Origin of the sequence: Flavobacterium noncentrifugens (assembly GCF_900100375.1) — a bacterium.
Taxonomy (GTDB): Bacteria; Bacteroidota; Bacteroidia; order Flavobacteriales; family Flavobacteriaceae; genus Flavobacterium; species Flavobacterium noncentrifugens.
This window is the reverse complement of record NZ_FNEZ01000004.1, coordinates 238,192-255,199: the sequence shown is the minus strand read 5'-3', so window position 1 is coordinate 255,199 and position 17,008 is coordinate 238,192. Positions and strand designations below refer to the sequence as shown.

12 protein-coding genes are annotated in these 17,008 nt (G+C 40.9%); 5 read left to right on the top strand and 7 right to left on the bottom strand.

The annotated features are described in order from the left end of the window. Position 1: 1 nt before the first annotated feature. From BLS32_RS13245 to tsaD, 5 genes are read right to left on the bottom strand one after another with little or no spacing between them, the layout of a single operon-like run. The gene (locus tag BLS32_RS13245; protein ID WP_091396714.1) at positions 2 to 1,087 is read right to left on the bottom strand and encodes an AI-2E family transporter; all 1,086 of its coding nucleotides are present in this window, start codon (positions 1,085 to 1,087) and stop codon (positions 2 to 4) included. Between the two features lie 10 nt (positions 1,088 to 1,097). Then, the gene (locus BLS32_RS13240; protein ID WP_091396711.1) at positions 1,098 to 1,736 is read right to left on the bottom strand and encodes a DUF4159 domain-containing protein; all 639 of its coding nucleotides are present in this window, start codon (positions 1,734 to 1,736) and stop codon (positions 1,098 to 1,100) included. Between the two features lie 22 nt (positions 1,737 to 1,758). Further along, positions 1,759 to 3,567 carry a T9SS type A sorting domain-containing protein gene (locus BLS32_RS13235; protein WP_091396707.1) on the bottom strand — a complete coding sequence of 603 codons (1,809 nt, stop codon included), beginning with the start codon at positions 3,565 to 3,567 and terminating at the stop codon, positions 1,759 to 1,761. A gap of 60 nt (positions 3,568 to 3,627) precedes the next feature. Next, complete coding sequence (locus BLS32_RS13230; RefSeq protein WP_091396704.1) at positions 3,628 to 4,332, bottom strand: 16S rRNA (uracil(1498)-N(3))-methyltransferase; 705 nt, start codon at positions 4,330 to 4,332, stop codon at positions 3,628 to 3,630. Between the two features lie 2 nt (positions 4,333 to 4,334). Further along, positions 4,335 to 5,357, bottom strand: a complete 1,023-nt coding sequence (gene tsaD / locus BLS32_RS13225; RefSeq protein ID WP_091396954.1) for a tRNA (adenosine(37)-N6)-threonylcarbamoyltransferase complex transferase subunit TsaD — start codon at positions 5,355 to 5,357, stop codon at positions 4,335 to 4,337. Positions 5,358 to 5,697: 340 nt separating this feature from the next. On the opposite strand from tsaD, the gene BLS32_RS13220 reads away from it, so the two are divergent. From BLS32_RS13220 to BLS32_RS13200, 5 genes are all read left to right on the top strand, one after another. Then, positions 5,698 to 10,002, top strand: a complete 4,305-nt coding sequence (locus BLS32_RS13220) for a translocation/assembly module TamB domain-containing protein (RefSeq protein ID WP_245699456.1) — start codon at positions 5,698 to 5,700, stop codon at positions 10,000 to 10,002. A 159-nt stretch (positions 10,003 to 10,161) separates the two neighbouring features. Further along, positions 10,162 to 11,148 carry a 6-phosphofructokinase gene (gene pfkA, locus BLS32_RS13215; RefSeq protein WP_091396698.1) on the top strand — a complete coding sequence of 329 codons (987 nt, stop codon included), beginning with the start codon at positions 10,162 to 10,164 and terminating at the stop codon, positions 11,146 to 11,148. A gap of 106 nt (positions 11,149 to 11,254) precedes the next feature. After that, positions 11,255 to 12,259 (top strand): type I glyceraldehyde-3-phosphate dehydrogenase, encoded by a 1,005-nt coding sequence (gap, locus tag BLS32_RS13210; protein ID WP_091396695.1) that lies wholly within the window; start codon positions 11,255 to 11,257, stop codon positions 12,257 to 12,259. 239 nt (positions 12,260 to 12,498) lie between these two features. Beyond that, positions 12,499 to 13,350 (top strand): BadF/BadG/BcrA/BcrD ATPase family protein, encoded by an 852-nt coding sequence (locus tag BLS32_RS13205; protein WP_091396692.1) that lies wholly within the window; start codon positions 12,499 to 12,501, stop codon positions 13,348 to 13,350. 1 nt (position 13,351) lies between these two features. Further along, entirely contained in the window at positions 13,352 to 13,723 is a 372-nt protein-coding gene (locus BLS32_RS13200) for a methylglyoxal synthase (protein ID WP_091396690.1), read from the top strand. A gap of 98 nt (positions 13,724 to 13,821) precedes the next feature. On the opposite strand, the gene BLS32_RS13195 is transcribed toward BLS32_RS13200, so the two are convergent. Further along, a complete protein-coding gene (locus BLS32_RS13195) occupies positions 13,822 to 14,202 on the bottom strand; it encodes a RidA family protein (RefSeq protein ID WP_091396687.1) in 381 nt (126 codons plus the stop codon). 49 nt (positions 14,203 to 14,251) lie between these two features. Further along, a complete protein-coding gene (locus BLS32_RS13190) occupies positions 14,252 to 16,927 on the bottom strand; it encodes a putative LPS assembly protein LptD (protein WP_245699454.1) in 2,676 nt (891 codons plus the stop codon). Positions 16,928 to 17,008: the final 81 nt, after the last annotated feature.

The following is a 17,008-nucleotide window of genomic DNA, read 5'->3' as shown; positions in this document are numbered from 1 at the left end:
CCTAAATATTTTTGGTGAGCAGTTGAACAATTTTATTTTCGGGCAAAAATTCTTTTCCGATGACTTTTAAAATTGTGTATAACGGAACGGCGATGATCATTCCGAGAATGCCGAAAAGGAAACCCGCAATCAAAATCACGAGGAAAATCTCAAGCGGATGCGACTTGACACTGTTTGAGAAAATCAATGGAGACGACACATTGTTATCGATGACCTGAACGATCCAGAACCCGATCATCACGTAAATCGTAGTGGGTAAAATTTCGCTTTGAAAATCATTTCCAAGGTTGCTCAGCATCGTTAAAATGGCTGCCATCACTGAGCCGATCAGCGGTCCGATATACGGAATGATGTTTAAAACCGCACATAAAAAGGCAATGACAAATGCATTTGGTACGCCAAAAATCAAGAGTACGACCAGGTATAAAATGAAAATGATAAACAACTGGATGAGTAATCCAATGAAATAACGGCTCAGCAGATTGTTGATTTTGTTCAGTGAATTCAGGATTTTTTCTTCGTGAGCGTCAGGAATGATTTCCTTGAATCCGTTGATGAAAAGATTGGTGTCTTTCAAAAAGAAAAAAGTGATGAATAGTACAGAAGCCAATCCGATCCCGAAACTGCTAAGCGTTCCCAAAATCGCATTCAGAAAATTCGGGATGAAATTAAAATTAAGTTTCGAAGTCACATTGGCCTTCAGCAATTGCGAGGAATCGATGTTGTGTGATTCGAGGAAAATCGTGATTTGCGTCACCAGTTGCGTGATGTTTTCTTCAATGGCACGCGTATTTAGCAATGCCAGGTTTTGTCCCTGGTTCACGATCAGCGGAACCGACATCAAGATAAATCCGGCAATGACCGAAATGAAAATCAGCAAGGTCGCAATGACGGCAAAAATATTATTGAACTTAAAACGGCGCTTGAAAAAAGCCATCATCGGATTTCCGATCAATGTTAAAATCATTGCGACGAGCAGGTAAATTAAAACCGATTGAATCTGCCAAAGAAAATAAAGCACGATGAAAATAGCAGCCAGTACGCCGATTGCTCTTAAAATTCCGTTCGCAATGGTCTTTGAAGTCATCTTTTAAATTTTAATTATTGAAGATATAACTCATGATGTTGGCGCCCATTTTTAAAGCTTTCTGGCGAATTTCCAATGGATCGTTATTGACTTCCGGATCTTCCCAGCCATCGCCAAGATCGGTTTCATACGTATAAAGCAGTACCAACCTGCCTTCGATGAAAATCCCGAATGCCTGCGGGCGTTTTCCGTCATGCTCGTGAATTTTCGGGATTCCGGCAGGAAAGGAGTAAGGCTTCTGGAAAATTGGGTGGTTTGCAGGAATTTCGACCAGATCGTTGTTTGGAAAAATCTTTTTGATTTCCTTTCGGATGTATTGGTCCATTCCGTAATTGTCATCGATGTGCAAAAAGCCTCCCGAAGTGACGTAATTTCTAAGATTGATCACATCATTATCATTAAAAACGACGTTTCCATGGCCGGTCATGTGTACAAACGGATACGAAAACAAATCGGGGCTTCCGGGTTCAACCGTGGCTGGTTTTGCTTTTATTTTGGTATTGATATTCTGGTTGCAGAATTTGATCAGGTTTGGCAGCGATGTTGGATTGGCATACCAGTCGCCACCGCCGCCATATTTCAACAACGCGATTTCCTGTGAGAAACCAAGGGAAGAAATCAGCAGGAAGACAATCGCAAATTTTTTCATAATGCTTTATAACTGTAAAGAATTATTTTTTTAGGATTTTGATGGTTTTGACTTTGTTGCCAGCGCTGATCTTTACAAAATAAACGCCTGCGGTCAGCTGTGATAAATCGGTTTGAACTTCGGTTTTGCTGACATTTTTTTGAAGGACAACCTGTCCGACAGCATTGTAAATTTGGATGGATTCCAGTTTTTCAGGATATGAAACCGTCAAAATATTGGTTACAGGATTCGGATATACCTTTAGGAAAGTATCTTCAAAATTTTGAGCCGTCAATAAAGATTGTACCGTAACGGCTAATCTTTCAGCAAACATTTTGCCTTGACAACCGTTTGCGTTCGTGCTTTCTGCATAATAAGTCACGCCATTTTGAAGCAAAGTCGTTCCGGGAAGCACGTTTCCGCCAATTAGCGCGTCATACCAAACAATATTATTTCCGGTAACGGCGAGGTCATTTAAAGTTTGGCCGTTAGAAAAATATTGCAATGAAGAACCAACCGGAGTAGGTGCAGCTTGGATTACGCTGATTTGGAATGGTTTAATAGACTGGCAGCCTGTGCCAAGTGCATCTTCAATTCTCAAGTAAATGGTTTGCGGAGTTCCGTTAAAAACATAGGCTGTCGGCATTAAGATCCTTCCCGCACCGAAGCCAGTCGATGCAGATTGAAGCGAAGTCCAATAACTAAAAAGATAGTCCTGCGGGTTATTTATTCCGATTAAAACTGCTTCATTTGACGTAAGGTCAACAGTATAGGAAGCTGCTTCGGTTGAACAAATGGCAATATCCTGCGGTTCAGAAACTAGAAATTGTCCAATTTCAAGTACGTAACTCTGACTCACATTCTGAATGGAACCATTTGTCATAGCATAGCTTACCTGCGCCGTGTAATAAGTGGTAGCAGTATCAGGACAGGTGTTTAACGGACTGTTTGTTCCGACATAATTACCATTTGCGCTCCAAGTGCATACCGTTGGTAGCGAAATACCATTTGGCATAAACCGATAAGATTCATTTTCGGCCGACCATGCGCCCAAATTTCGCTCGTGCGGAACTGTAGCATTGATCCCACTGGCATCCTGAATCCCAATAAGGCCGCGGCCGCCTTGCCAATTCATAAATGGAACTCTGCGTTTGACATTCACTTCGATGATATTTGTTGATTCATGCAATACGATCTGTGAAGTTTGCAATCCAACTTCGCCAGACTCACTCGCCGGATAGGTCGGTAATTGGTTAAAATTTATAATAAACACGCGGTTTGGTGCTGCATAACGGCCTGTGTCAATACTGTAATAATTGATGCCGCTTATTAATGGATTTCTGCTTCTAAAATCATGATCCTGATAAACCCCGAAAATAGTATTTAAAATCGGATACGATTGACTTGGAAAATTAGGGTTAGGTAAAACAATGGTTTCCAAAGTGCCGAATTCGCAAAAGCCTTCGGAAGTAGTTCCAACGCCAGTTGTATTGAAGGTCAGGCAGCCGTTTGAACCAATCAGTACTCTTCGATACAAATTTCCATAAAACTCGAAATCAAAGGGCAAAGGGATAATCGGACTCCAAAAATCATCATCTCCAACTGGAGAGGAAACTGGCGGAACCGGAATTTGTATGCCAATATTAAACGGGAAAGGGCTGTAATTTACCTGGGATACGGTATAATTTTGTGTGCTTCTGATTTCGGGGAAAATTGCGGATAAAGTTGTGCAATTATTTATATTGCAAACAGGATTTGACTGTTGTATTTTCACTTCAACTAAAGGTGTTGTTTGTGCCTGAATCAAAGAAGTAGCGCACAGAAGTAAAAGTAAAAGGTAATTTTTAATCATAAGTGTTTGTTTTAGTTTGAATTCCGAATATTACAATTTATTTTCTAATTACCAACAATGTTATTCATTTATAAAAACCACGCTATGGGATGCTACGATCGCAGCAGTTTCGGTACGAAGCCTCGTATTTCCCAAAGTTACCGGGATGTAATTTTGATCAATTGCTGTTTTGATTTCCTTTTCAGAAAAATCGCCTTCCGGGCCTATTAAAATCGTGACATCTGCATTGGGTTTCAGCATTTCCTTGAGTGATTTTTTACCGGTTTCCTCACAATGTGCAATAAAAGACAAGCCGTCGTTTTTAGTTTTGACAAAATCTTTAAAAGCAACCGCTTCGTTTAATTTTGGCAGATGATAATGCAGCGATTGCTTCATCGCCGATTGCAGGATTTTTTCAAATCGGTCGGTTTTGATGAACTTTCTTTCGGAATGGTCGCAGATGACCGGCGTAATTTCTGAAACCCCAATCTCAGTCGCTTTTTCCAGAAACCATTCATAGCGGTCGTTCATTTTTGTCGGGGCAACCGCAAGATGCAAATGGTATTTTGGTTTAGCCTGTTGTTCAAATGATACTATTTTTACCGTGCATTTGGTATCAGATGCCAAGGTAATTTCGGTTTTAAATAAAAAACCCAAACCATTGGTAACAAACAAAATATCATCGCTTTTTTTTCGCATCACTTTAATGATGTGCTTGCTTTCTTCACGGTCGAAAAAGAAGGTTTCAGTTTCGGTATTGATCTCAGGATTGTAGAATAACTGCATAATTAAAGTGCGATCCGGGCTTTGGAAACCACAGATGAATTTTCGAAATTTTCAATTAAAAATTTTTGGTAACCTACAATTCCGATCATTGCAGCATTATCCGTAGTGTATTCAAATTTTGGGATGAACGTTTTCCAGCCGTATTTGCTTTCGGCTTCTTTCAATGTTTTCCGGATTCCCGAATTTGCAGAAACACCGCCGCCAATCGCAATCCGGTTGATACCCGTTTCTTTTACGGCAAGTTTCAGTTTATCCATCAGGATTTCAATAATCGTATGCTGGATCGAAGCGCAAATATCATTTAGGTTTTCAGTTATAAACTCCGGATTTTTAGCAACTTCCTTCTGGATAAAATATAAAATAGCAGTCTTTAATCCTGAAAAGCTAAAATCGAGTCCGGGAACTTTTGGTTTTGTAAATGCAAAGGCTTTCGGGTTTCCGAGTTGGGCATATTTATCAACCAATGGCCCGCCGGGATAAGGCAATCCAAGGATTTTTGCACTCTTGTCAAACGCTTCGCCCACCGCATCATCTGTGGTTTCGCCAATGACTTCCATTTCAAAATAATTACTCACTTTTACGATTTGCGTATGCCCGCCAGAAATGGTTAACGCCAGAAATGGAAAATCCGGTTTATCAAAGTTTTCTTCATCAATAAAATGCGCTAAAATATGTGCCTGCATGTGGTTTACAGCGATCAGCGGAACATCGAGTGCAAGTGACAACGACTTGGCAAACGAACTTCCTACAAGCAGCGAACCCATTAATCCCGGACCTTGCGTAAAGGCAATTGCCGATAAATCTTCTTTGGAAATATTTGCTTTTTTCAAAGCGGCATCAATCACGGGAACAATGTTTTGCTGGTGCGCGCGCGACGCAAGCTCAGGCACAACGCCGCCAAATTCCTGATGAATCAGCTGATTCGCCACAACATTCGACCTCACTTTGTCGTTCTCTAAAACTGCCGCGGCAGTATCATCGCACGAACTTTCTATCGCAAGTATAAAAACAGGTTTTTTTTGCATAAAAATGCGCAGATTTTGGATTATATTTGACATTGAGCTGTTAAAAAAAGCGTTACTTTTACAGCGGTTACAAAATTAGAGATTTTTTGCCAAAGGTATTGCCGTTTCAAGCTAAAATGCAAGGCACCCCAAATTTTAAAAAGCTACAGGTATCAAAAAGTTTAGAAAAATAGTATTTCGCTCCATTATCGGACTGATCCTGCTTTTACTGCTGCTTGCAATTACGCTTTCTTTACCTGTCGTACAAACGCAAATCGCCGTTTATCTTACCAATCGCATCAACAAAGATTATAAAACAAACATTCGGGTAGACCAGGTTGCGATCACTGTTTTTGGAGGTGTGAAACTCAAAAAAGTACTGATCCGCGACCACCACAAAGACACGCTGATCTACGCAGACCGCATTAAAACCAACATTCTCGATTTCAAGCAAATGACCGATGGCGACCTGCATTTTGGCGTTATCAGGCTCGACGGATTGGTATTCAACCTGAAGCAATATAAAGGCGAAGCAGGAACAAATCTGGATCGGTTTATTGCGGCATTCAGTTCTGGAAAACCTTCAACAAAGAAGTTTTTGATGACTGCTGAAAATGCTTATTTCACAAATGGGCGCTTCCTGCTTATCGATGAAAACCGCGCCAATCCTAAAGATGTCGATTTTAAGAAGATCGAATCCGAAATTAAAAACTTCAAGATCCACGGCCCGGAAGTTACGATGAAAATCGTCAAAATGTCGATGCTTGATTACCGCGGATTATTCGTCGAAAACCTCGCTTCGGATTTTACGTATACGAAAACGAATATTAAACTCGAAAACCTCGACCTGAAAACCAAAGAGTCGTTTATGAAAGGAAAAGTGATCCTGAATTACGACCGCAAGGACTTTTCTGATTTCAACAATAAAGTGAAATTTGACATCAAAGTCGATTCGGCGACACTTGCGACAAACGACATCCGGTATTTTTATAAAGAATTGGGTAAGGACAAAAAGTTCAATTTACACGCGACGATCAAAGGCACTTTAAATGATTTGACGGCGACAAACCTTCGATTGATTGATAATTACAATTCGCAGATCATTGGAAATGTAAACTTCAAAAACCTTTTCGGAAAAGAAAACCAATTCTTTTACATGAACGGAAATTTTTCAAAAGTATCGTCAACTTACAAAAATCTGGTTGGGCTTTTGCCAAATGTACTCGGAGAAAAACTGCCTTCTTCACTCGAAAAACTCGGCCAATTCTTACTCAGCGGACGCGCAGAAATCACAGCCAAAACGATCGACACCGATTTTTACATGAAAACCGTCCTCGGAAATGTAAAATCAAATCTGGTAATGACCGATATTGACAACATTGACAACGCGACTTACGTTGGAAATATCATTCTTGAAGATTTCGACATCGGAAGTTTTCTTGACCGAAAAGACATTCGGAAAGTGAGCATGAACGTTGACGTTGACGGAAAAGGATTTACTGAAAAATACCTTGATACGAAGTTTTCGGGAGACATTTTCAAGCTCAATTACAACAACTACACGTATACGAAAATCATTGTCGACGGAAGTTTTAAAAAGCCGTTTTTCAGCGGAAAAGTCTTTATAAACGATCCGAATTTGTTTATGGATTTCGCCGGATCGGTCAATTTTAGCAAGAAGAAATATCTGTATGATTTTCATACGAAAATAGATTATGCGAATTTGAACAAACTGCATTTCGTGAAAGATTCGACGGCGATTTTTAAAGGCGATGTAGTGATGAAAATTTCGGGAAATTCGCTTGACAATTTGCAGGGCAGCGTTTTCATCAACCAAACGTCCTATCAAAACAACAAAGACACGTATTTGTTTGATGATTTTACGATTACTTCTAGTTTTGATGAAGATCGTGTTCGTAAGATTACAGTCGATTCGCCCGACATTATTAACGGAAAAATCGTAGGGAAATACCAATTTGGGCAATTGCGGAAAATGGTCGAAAATTCGATTGGAAGTTTGTATGCAAATTACAATCCGAACATTATTAAAAAGGGACAGTTCCTGAAATTTAATTTTACGATTTACAACAAAGTCATTGACGTTTTTTATCCTGAGATCAACATTGGTGAAAATACCAATTTCCGCGGCAGCATCAATTCTGATAATAACGATTTCAAGTTTAATTTCAGTTCGCCCAAAATTTCCGCTTTCGACAATTCGTTTGACAACATCCAAATCGAAATCGACAACAAAAATCCGTTGTTCAATACTTACATTGCAATGGACAGCATCAAAACCAAACAATACAAAATCAGCGATTTTAACGTGATCAATGTGACCAGAAATGATACTTTGTTTGTGCGTTCTGAATTTAAGGGCGGCGACCAGGCACAGGATTATTTCAACCTGAATTTGTATCATACGATCACAAAAGACAAACAAAGCGTTGTAGGTTTGCAGAAATCTGAAATGAAATTCAAGGATTATTTGTGGTATCTGAACGAAAATGATTCTGATGACAATAAAGTGGTTTTTGATAAAGCGCTAAAGAATTTCTCGATCGATAACATTGTCATGTCGCATGAGCAGCAAAAAATCGAGCTCGGCGGAATCCTCAAAGGCAAGAATTACAAAGACCTGAAACTCAATTTTACCGACGTTGATCTAGAAAAAGTTTTGCCCACGCTGAGTAAATTTACAATTGCCGGAAATTTAAATGGTGTTGTAAATTTCAAAGAAAATAATGCCGTTTACCAACCGACAGCGTCGATAAATATCGACAGTTTGTATGTCAATTCGATCGCGCTCGGGAAAATGAACCTCAATATCGAAGGCGACGACAGTTTGCAGAAATTCTATCTGAATTCGAGTATTGAAAATGAAAATGTGGAATCTTTTTCTGCCAATGGCGACATTTCGATCATCAATAAAAAGACGAATCTTGACCTTGACCTGAATTTTGACGATTTTAATCTGGGTGTTTTGGGATCGCTTGGCGCAGGCGTGTTGTCGAATGTGCGTGGTTTCGCATCCGGGCGTTCCAATATTGCCGGAGATGTCGAAAATCTCGAAATCAACGGAAGGCTTTTCATGAAAGGTGCAGGAATGGGAATTCCGTATTTAAATGTCGATTACGGCATTGAAGACGGCGCGATCGTCGATGTCACGAAGGACAAATTCCTGTTTCGCAATGTCATGATCAAAGATACGAAATACCAGACTATCGGTAGGCTGAACGGAAATATAGGACATAAAAACTTCGGGAACTGGAAGCTCGATTTGAATATCGATTCAGAAAGATTGCTGGCTTTGGATACGCAGGACAGCGAAGATGCGGCTTATTTTGGAACGGCATTCATCAATGGATCGGCTTCAGTTTCAGGGCCGACAAATGGCTTGTTTATCAAAGTCAACGCCAAATCTGAAAAAGGAACTGCGGTAAAAATTCCGATCAATAATGCCGAAGCGACCGGCGATAACAATTACATCCATTTTGTCACGGCGAATGAAAAATTTAACCTTAAAAAAGGAATTGTTGACAATACGCGAAATTACAACGGACTCGAACTCGAGTTTGATTTTGACATTACACCGGATGCCGAAGTGGAAGTCATTCTCGACCGAAATTCCGGACATGGCATGAAAGGAAAAGGGTATGGATCGCTGTTGTTTAAGATCAACACACTTGGGAAATTCAATATGTGGGGCGATTTCCAGGCCTATGAAGGAACCTATAACTTTCGCTATGGCGGATTGATCAATAAGAAATTCGACGTGAAAAAAGGCGGTTCGATCACCTGGGAAGGAGACCCGATGCGCGCCGTTTTGAACATAGAAGCAGTTTACAAAACAACTGCAAATCCAGCAGTTTTACTCGATAATTCGTCATTGAATAAAAAAGTTCCGGTAGAAGTCGTAATCGGACTAAAAGGAAACCTGACGAATCCCGAACCCGATTTCGACATCAATTTCCCAACGGTCAGCTCGGTGTTAAAATCTGAAATCCAAACCAAGCTCGACGACAAGGACATTCGCCAGAAACAGGCCTTGATCTTATTGTCAACCGGCGGATTCCTGAGTGTGGAAGGCGTAAACCAAACCACGCTGACCAACAATTTATACGAGAAATTCAGCGATATTTTTGGGGATATTTTTAAAGATGACGATGGAAAAATTGTTGTTGGCGTTGACCTTGTTGCGGCAGATAGAACTCCGGGAACAGAATCCGACGGGCGTTTTGGAGTTACAGTATCTTCAAAAGTCAGCGAGCGCATTACGATCAATGGAAAACTCGGCGTTCCCGTTGGCGGAATCAATGAATCTGCAGTCGTGGGCGATGTCGAAGTGCAATACCGCGTCAATGAAGACGGAACCATGAACCTGCGCGTATTCAACCGTGAAAACGACATTAATTATATAGGAGAAGGAATTGGTTACACGCAAGGAATCGGGATTTCGTATGAAGTCGATTTTGATACCTTTACGGAACTTATAAACCGCGTATTCAAAAAGAAAATTGAAGTAGAAAAAAAATCCGATATTGAGGTTCCGGATTCACAGCTTGCACCGGAATACATCAACTTCCAGCCGGAGAAAAAGGCAGAGACGCCCAAAAAGCCTGCGACTGTCAAGCCAAATTCAGAAGCCGTTCCGAATGACGACTAATAAACGTTAGCGTCTTCGCATAAGATAAGCAAATTTTCGTCACAAAATAAAAACTTATCAACGAAAACGTTTGAATTTCGTATATTTTGCTAAACTATTAAAAAGTGTACCTGAAAACTCATTGCTGTTTGCTAAATTTACATTTTAATAGTAAAATAAATGTCAAAAACGATAAAAAAAATTGGCGTGCTGACCTCCGGAGGAGATTCACCCGGAATGAACGCCGCCATTCGTGCAGTGGTTCGAACCTGCGCTTATCACCACATTGAATGTATCGGTATTTACCGCGGTTACCAAGGAATGATTGAAGGCGACTTCAAGGAAATGGGGCCACGAAGCGTAAACAATATCGTAAACAAAGGCGGAACCATCTTAAAATCTGCCCGTTCAAAAGAGTTCATGACGCCGGAAGGCCGAAAAAAAGCACACCAAAATTTAATAACTGCAGGAATTGACGGACTTGTCGTCATCGGCGGGGACGGAAGTTTTACCGGAGCCGAAGTATTCAACTCAGAATATGGTTTTCCAGTAATGGGAATACCCGGAACGATCGACAATGACATCTACGGAACCAGCTTTACTTTAGGCTACGATACGGCTTTAAACACCGTTATTGAAGTCATTGATAAAATCCGCGATACGGCCAGTTCGCACAACCGCCTTTTCTTTGTAGAAGTCATGGGTCGCGACGCCGGGCATATTGCTTTAAACGCAGGTATCGGTGCTGGAGCCGAGGAAATCCTGATCCCAGAAGAAAATTTAGGCCTTGAACGCTTGCTTGATTCGTTGAAAAAAAGCAAAGCATCGGGAAAATCATCAAGCATCGTTGTGATTGCGGAAGGCGATAAAATCGGTAAAAACGTATTTGAACTGAAAGATTACGTTGAAGCCAATTTGCCGGAATATGACGTTCGTGTTTCCGTACTCGGTCACATGCAACGCGGCGGTTCACCATCGTGCTTCGACCGCGTGCTTGCGAGCAGGCTTGGTGTAAAAGCTGTAGAATCATTATTGGAAGGAAAATCCAATTATATGGTCGGGCTTTCAGGCGATAAAATCAACCTGACACCATTGGAACATGCAATCAAAAACCATACGGAAATTGACCGCGAATTGCTGCGGGTTTCTGAAATCATGTCTACTTAAAGTGAAATAGATTGATCGTTAAATCGGTTAATCGAATCCACAAAACGATTACACAAATTAACGATTACACGATTAAACAAAACATAAACGATTAAACAAAGAAAAAATGTCAACAGTAAAATTAGGAATTAACGGTTTCGGAAGAATTGGAAGAATTGTTTTTCGCGAAACTTACAACAGAGATAACGTAGAAGTAGTAGCCATCAACGACCTTTTGGACGTAGACCATTTGGCTTACCTATTAAAATATGATTCAGTTCACGGCCGTTTCAACGGAAAAGTAGAAGTGAAAGACGGAGAACTATACGTAAACGACAAACACATCCGCGTGACTGCAGAAAGAGATCCAAAAGTGGTGAAATGGGATGCGGTAGGCGTAGACGTAGTTGCAGAATGTACCGGGATTTTCACGACAATCGAAACTGCAAAACAACACATCGAAGGCGGTGCTAAAAAAGTAATCATTTCTGCGCCATCTGCCGATGCTCCAATGTTCGTAATGGGTGTAAACCACACAGAGGCAAAAGCGACTGATACTGTAGTTTCCAACGCTTCATGTACCACGAATTGCTTGGCGCCTTTAGCTAAAGTAATCAATGACAATTTCGGAATTGTTGAAGGTTTAATGACAACAGTTCACGCGTCAACTTCCACGCAAATGGTGGCTGACGGACCATCGAAAAAAGACTGGAGAGGCGGACGCGCAGCCAGCGTAAACATCATTCCGTCTTCAACCGGAGCTGCAAAAGCTGTTGGAAAAGTAATTCCCGAATTGAACGGAAAACTAACAGGAATGTCGTTCCGCGTACCAACAATTGACGTTTCTGTAGTCGATTTGACCGTGAAAGTGGCAAAAGAAACTTCTTACGAAGAAATCATGGCCGTTTTGAAAAAAGCATCAGAAAACGAATTGAAAGGAATTCTTGGATTTACAGAAGATGAAGTGGTTTCTCAGGATTTCGTGTCTGATTCCCGCACTTCGATCATTGATTCCAAAGCCGGAATTGGATTAAATTCAACGTTCTTCAAACTGGTTTCTTGGTACGATAACGAGTACGGATATTCAAGCAAATTAATTGACCTTTCTGTTCACATCGCAGGGTTGAAATAATTTATAACACTTAAAATCCCGTTGATCTTTTTCAGCGGGATTTTATTTTTTCAGGAGCTTTTTCCCGCTATTCGTTTCAATCTTTTTATTGCTTAATTTGTAGTTGCCGTTTGTCATTTCGATGCAATGGGAAATCTCAAAAAAGGCAACGCAATAAAAAGGATTTCCACTGCTATCGGGGCTAGGGCATTATCCTAACCAACAAACCAACCAAACTAACAAAAAAACCCGCAAACCCAATGAAATTACTAGTAGACAGTGGTTCAACCAAAGCAGACTGGATCGCAATTGATGACAATGGCAAAGTTTTGTTTACCACACAAACTTTAGGATTAAACCCGGAAGTACTCGGAAAAGACCAGGTGCTTGCGCGCCTTGAAGACAAATTCGACATTTCCCACAATAAAAACAGTGTATCGCATTTGTTCTTCTACGGCGCCGGCTGCGGAACTGAAAGGATGAAAAATTTCCTCGCAGGAATTTTTAAGGAATATTTTTCAAAAGCGGCTATTTCCGTACATGAAGATACATACGCAGCAGTGTATGCAACTACGCCAAGAAATGAAAAAGCAATTGTTGCGATTCTCGGAACAGGTTCAAATTGCAGTTATTTCGACGGTGTTGTTTTGCACCAGAAAGTCGATTCGTTAGGCTACATTGCCATGGATGATTGCAGCGGGAACCAGTTTGGGCGCCAATTGATCCGCGGGTATTATTTTAACAAAATGCCAGCCGATCTTGCCAAACAATTCGAAAAAGACTACAATCTTGACGCCGATTTCATCAAGCACAATTTGTACAAAGAGCCAAATCCAAATGCATATCTGGCGACTTTCGCAAAGTTTTTGATCCAGCACAAAGACCACGAATTCTGCAAAAAGATCATTTTTGCAGCCATGGAAGATTTCGTTGAATTGTTCATCAAGCAATATGACAACCACAAAGAAGTGCCAATTCACTTTATCGGATCCATTGCGTTTTATTTAAAAGATGAATTAAAGCAAGTGCTCGATCGCCACAAAATGAAACTCGGAAATGTATTGCGCCGCCCAATCGACGGACTCATCGCATACCATTCGCTAAACAAATAAAATGGAAATTGCCATCATTGCACACGACCGCATGAAAGAAGAGTTGGTTCAGTTCCTCAACAAGAACCGCGCGCTGCTGATTGCCGAAAACATCCAATTGATCGCGACAGGAACCACCGGAGGCAAAGCTGAAAATGCCGGCTTCCGCATCACAAAAATGCTTTCAGGACCCATGGGCGGAGATGCACAGATCGCTGCCCGTGTCGCTGAAGGAAAAACGCAAATGGTGTTGTTTTTTAAAGACCCGAATTCAAGCCATGCGCATGAAGTCGACATTAATATGCTGATCCGGGTTTGTGATGTGCATAATGTGCCGCTGGCTACAAACGAAGCTACTGCACAGCTTTTGCTAAATGCCATCTCGAAATTGTAAATTTCGATGCATTAACGCCGAAATTAGAATTTCGATTCGTTATCTCCGAAATTAAAAATTTCGATTTGTTATATCCGAAATTAAAAAATTTCGATTCGTTATCTCATCGCAATCATAGAGATTTCAACATTCACATTTTTTGGCAAACCTGCCACCTGAACCGTTTCTCTTGCAGGAGCGGTTTTTTCATTAAAATAATTTCCGTAAACCGAATTGATCTTTGCGAAATCATTCATGTCCATAATGAAAATGGTAGTTTTTACGACGTTTTCAAAAGTCATGTCGGCAGCTTCTAAAACACCTTTGAGATTTTCCATGACTTGTTTGGTTTCTGATTCGATATCGCTTCCAACGAGTTCCATAGTCTTTGGATCAAGTGCGATCTGTCCGGAAGTATACAAAGTATTTCCAAAAAGTACCGCCTGGTTGTATGGCCCGATTGGCGCTGGAGCATGGTCTGTAAAAATAATCTTTTTCATAATTAGGAGCTTAAATCAGGAATCGTTTGTTGTAAATCTGAATTATAAATTATCGTAAAACCCGGTCAGGAGTCGTTCGTTTTTCCCACTTGATATCGCTTAATACACCTGATTTAATTCCGATGAAAAAGCTCCAATACGCTTGTTGGCCAAAAGGCTGCCAGTTAAAATCCATACGCCAGCTCATCAAATCCCTTTCAAAACGAAACTGCGTATATGTAATGCCTTTCTGTACGAAATCATATCCTGTAGAAACCCCAACCTTCCATTTGGGCGTCAGATCGGCGTTCATAGAAACCATCAGCGAATTTCCCGAAATGGTATTCTGCCTGCCTTCGTTAGAATAGGTAAGTTGGTAAGCGAGTGTCATGTCCCACGGCAATTCTGCATTGAAAAACCCTTTAAACTTGTCTTCGCCATCTTCGTCTTCTTCCTCATCTTTAAACTGGCTTTGGCGACGGTCGCTAAAATCGGTGTTCGTACCAAACAAATCATCATCACGGCCACCATTTCGTTCGCCTTGTACGTTCTCTTTTTTCTTGTCTTTGCCATCTTTGCTTGACAGCGAATAATTCAGCGTCATGTTGGCACTCGTCATGCGAAACAAGCTTCCGCCATTGTCGATATTGAATTTGTTGATCGTTTTTCCGTTATTGTCAATCGCATACGGATTTAAAGTCATCGCAAAATTGACGTTCATTTTATCCTTGAATAAAACTGTTCCACCGCTGATACGCACCGGCGACCATGGTAGGGAATCGGCGACAATGTTATAGGAAGTCGAGAAATTCAGGTTGTTTAAGAGCATGACTTTCTTAGGTTCCGTCTTCGTGCTGTCTTTATCACGCACTTTCGCCTCAAAAGTATTGCTTAGGCTGAAGCCGATATTATTCGAATTGCTGATTCCCGGAGCGCCGAACATTCCGCCTTCAAATCGCGTATATCGCTTGTCCATCGTTCCGCTTCCGTCAGCTGCATAAGTGTCGTAATATTTATCAAAACTCGGCGTGTAGCTGTAAGAAACCGACGGGCGCATCACGTGCCTGATTGCCTGGATTTTCTTGTTTTCACCCAAATTAAAAGTTCCGTAAACTGTAGTTCCAAGGCTTGAAGAAAAGGAATACGTTCGGAAAGCATCAAAACCATTTACAGTAACCGTCGTGTCTTTTGCAGTCAGCGAATTGTAGGATTTGCGTATTGTTTTCAGATACCAGACCTCGTTGTAATTTACAGAAGTCGATGCGCTGAAATATTTAAAGATCTTAAAGTTCGTACTTAATGGAATGCTGTGCTGAAAGCCGGTTTGAGCATCTTTGAACATCTGCGATTTAAAAAACAGTGAATCAGTTGTTTTATAGCGGTTTTCACCCCTTAAACTATATTGAAGGTTGATGTTTTTGATAAACCCTTTTTTTATGCCGTCTTTTTTTACAAACGGATACATCCTGTCCACGCTGAGCTGCATGGTAGGAAGCGTCATGTTGATCTCTTCGGTGTTGCTGTTCTGGTTGTGCGTGGCCGCCAATGAAAGATTGACCTGCGGAACCGACTGGAAAGTTTTGGAATATGAGATCGATGAATTCAGGACGTTGTTCAGTTGAGAACCGGCATTCAGCTGACTCACCGATTGCCTGAAATACTTGCTGCTTCCCATATTGACCGATGCCGCAAAACGCGAATTCGGGTTTGATTTTGCATCCTGGCTGTGCGACCACTGAATGTTGTAGATCTTTGTTTTCGTATAATCGGGAAAGCCACGTTCGCTAAAAATCTGGTCTTCGAAACGCACGTTTATCGTTCCCCTGAATTTGTACCGCATCGCATAACTGCTTTCTCCGCGAAGGGCGTAACTTCCATTCGTATAATAATCACCAAGAACAGCCAGGTCATAATTGTCGCCGAGCGAAAAATAATAACCCCCATTTTGCAGGAAATAACCGCGGTTTCGCGTATCTCCAAAAGTCGGAATGATGAGTCCGGACTGGTTGGTTGTCGTCATTGGAAAAAAGGCAAACGGCATCGCGATTGGTGTCGGAACATCGGCAATCACCATTTGGGTCACGCCTGTAACGACTTTTTTTCCGGGAACGAATTTGATTTTATTGGTACGGAAATAATATTCCGGATCTTCAATATCTTTGGCAGTGGTAAATTTTGCGCCCTTGAGAAAATAAACAGAATCGTTAATTCTTTTCGAAATTTCGGCTTTGACCTTAAATTCGCCCTGATCGGTCCTGGAGTTCCAGATCAATGCCTTTTTGGTTTTGTAATTGAACCGGATCGAATCGGGTTCGATAACATTTGAGCCCTGTTTGAAATTTGGCAATTGGGTGTAAGCGCCTGTTGAATCCTTGATCCGGCCAGCATACACTTCGTCTTTTTCATAATTAAAAACGATGATCCCTGATTTTAGCTCGATGTCCTGATAATACAATTCGGCTTTATCGTATAAATAAATTTCCTGTTTTTTCTGGTTGAGTTTTGCGTAAGATGCCGCTTTGTATTTGATTTTGCTGTCAAGCAGCGGTTTTTTGACTTTAGCAGTATCAGGTGGCGTGATTTCAGCAATTTTTTCAACATCCTTTAAATTAACGGTCGCGGTATCTTGCTGCGACAGAGGCGTTAGCAGCTTCGGCGGATTCTTTATATCCTGGGAATAAATTTTTCCGACTCCGAGTGTTAGGAAAAATGCTGATAAAACGATATTAAATAAGTTTGTCTGCAAAGGTTTAAATGCTATTTTTGTAAAAATATGGCTTATTTTCGACGCGCCAAACTTACATATTAAATTCCGTCAAAAATAAAC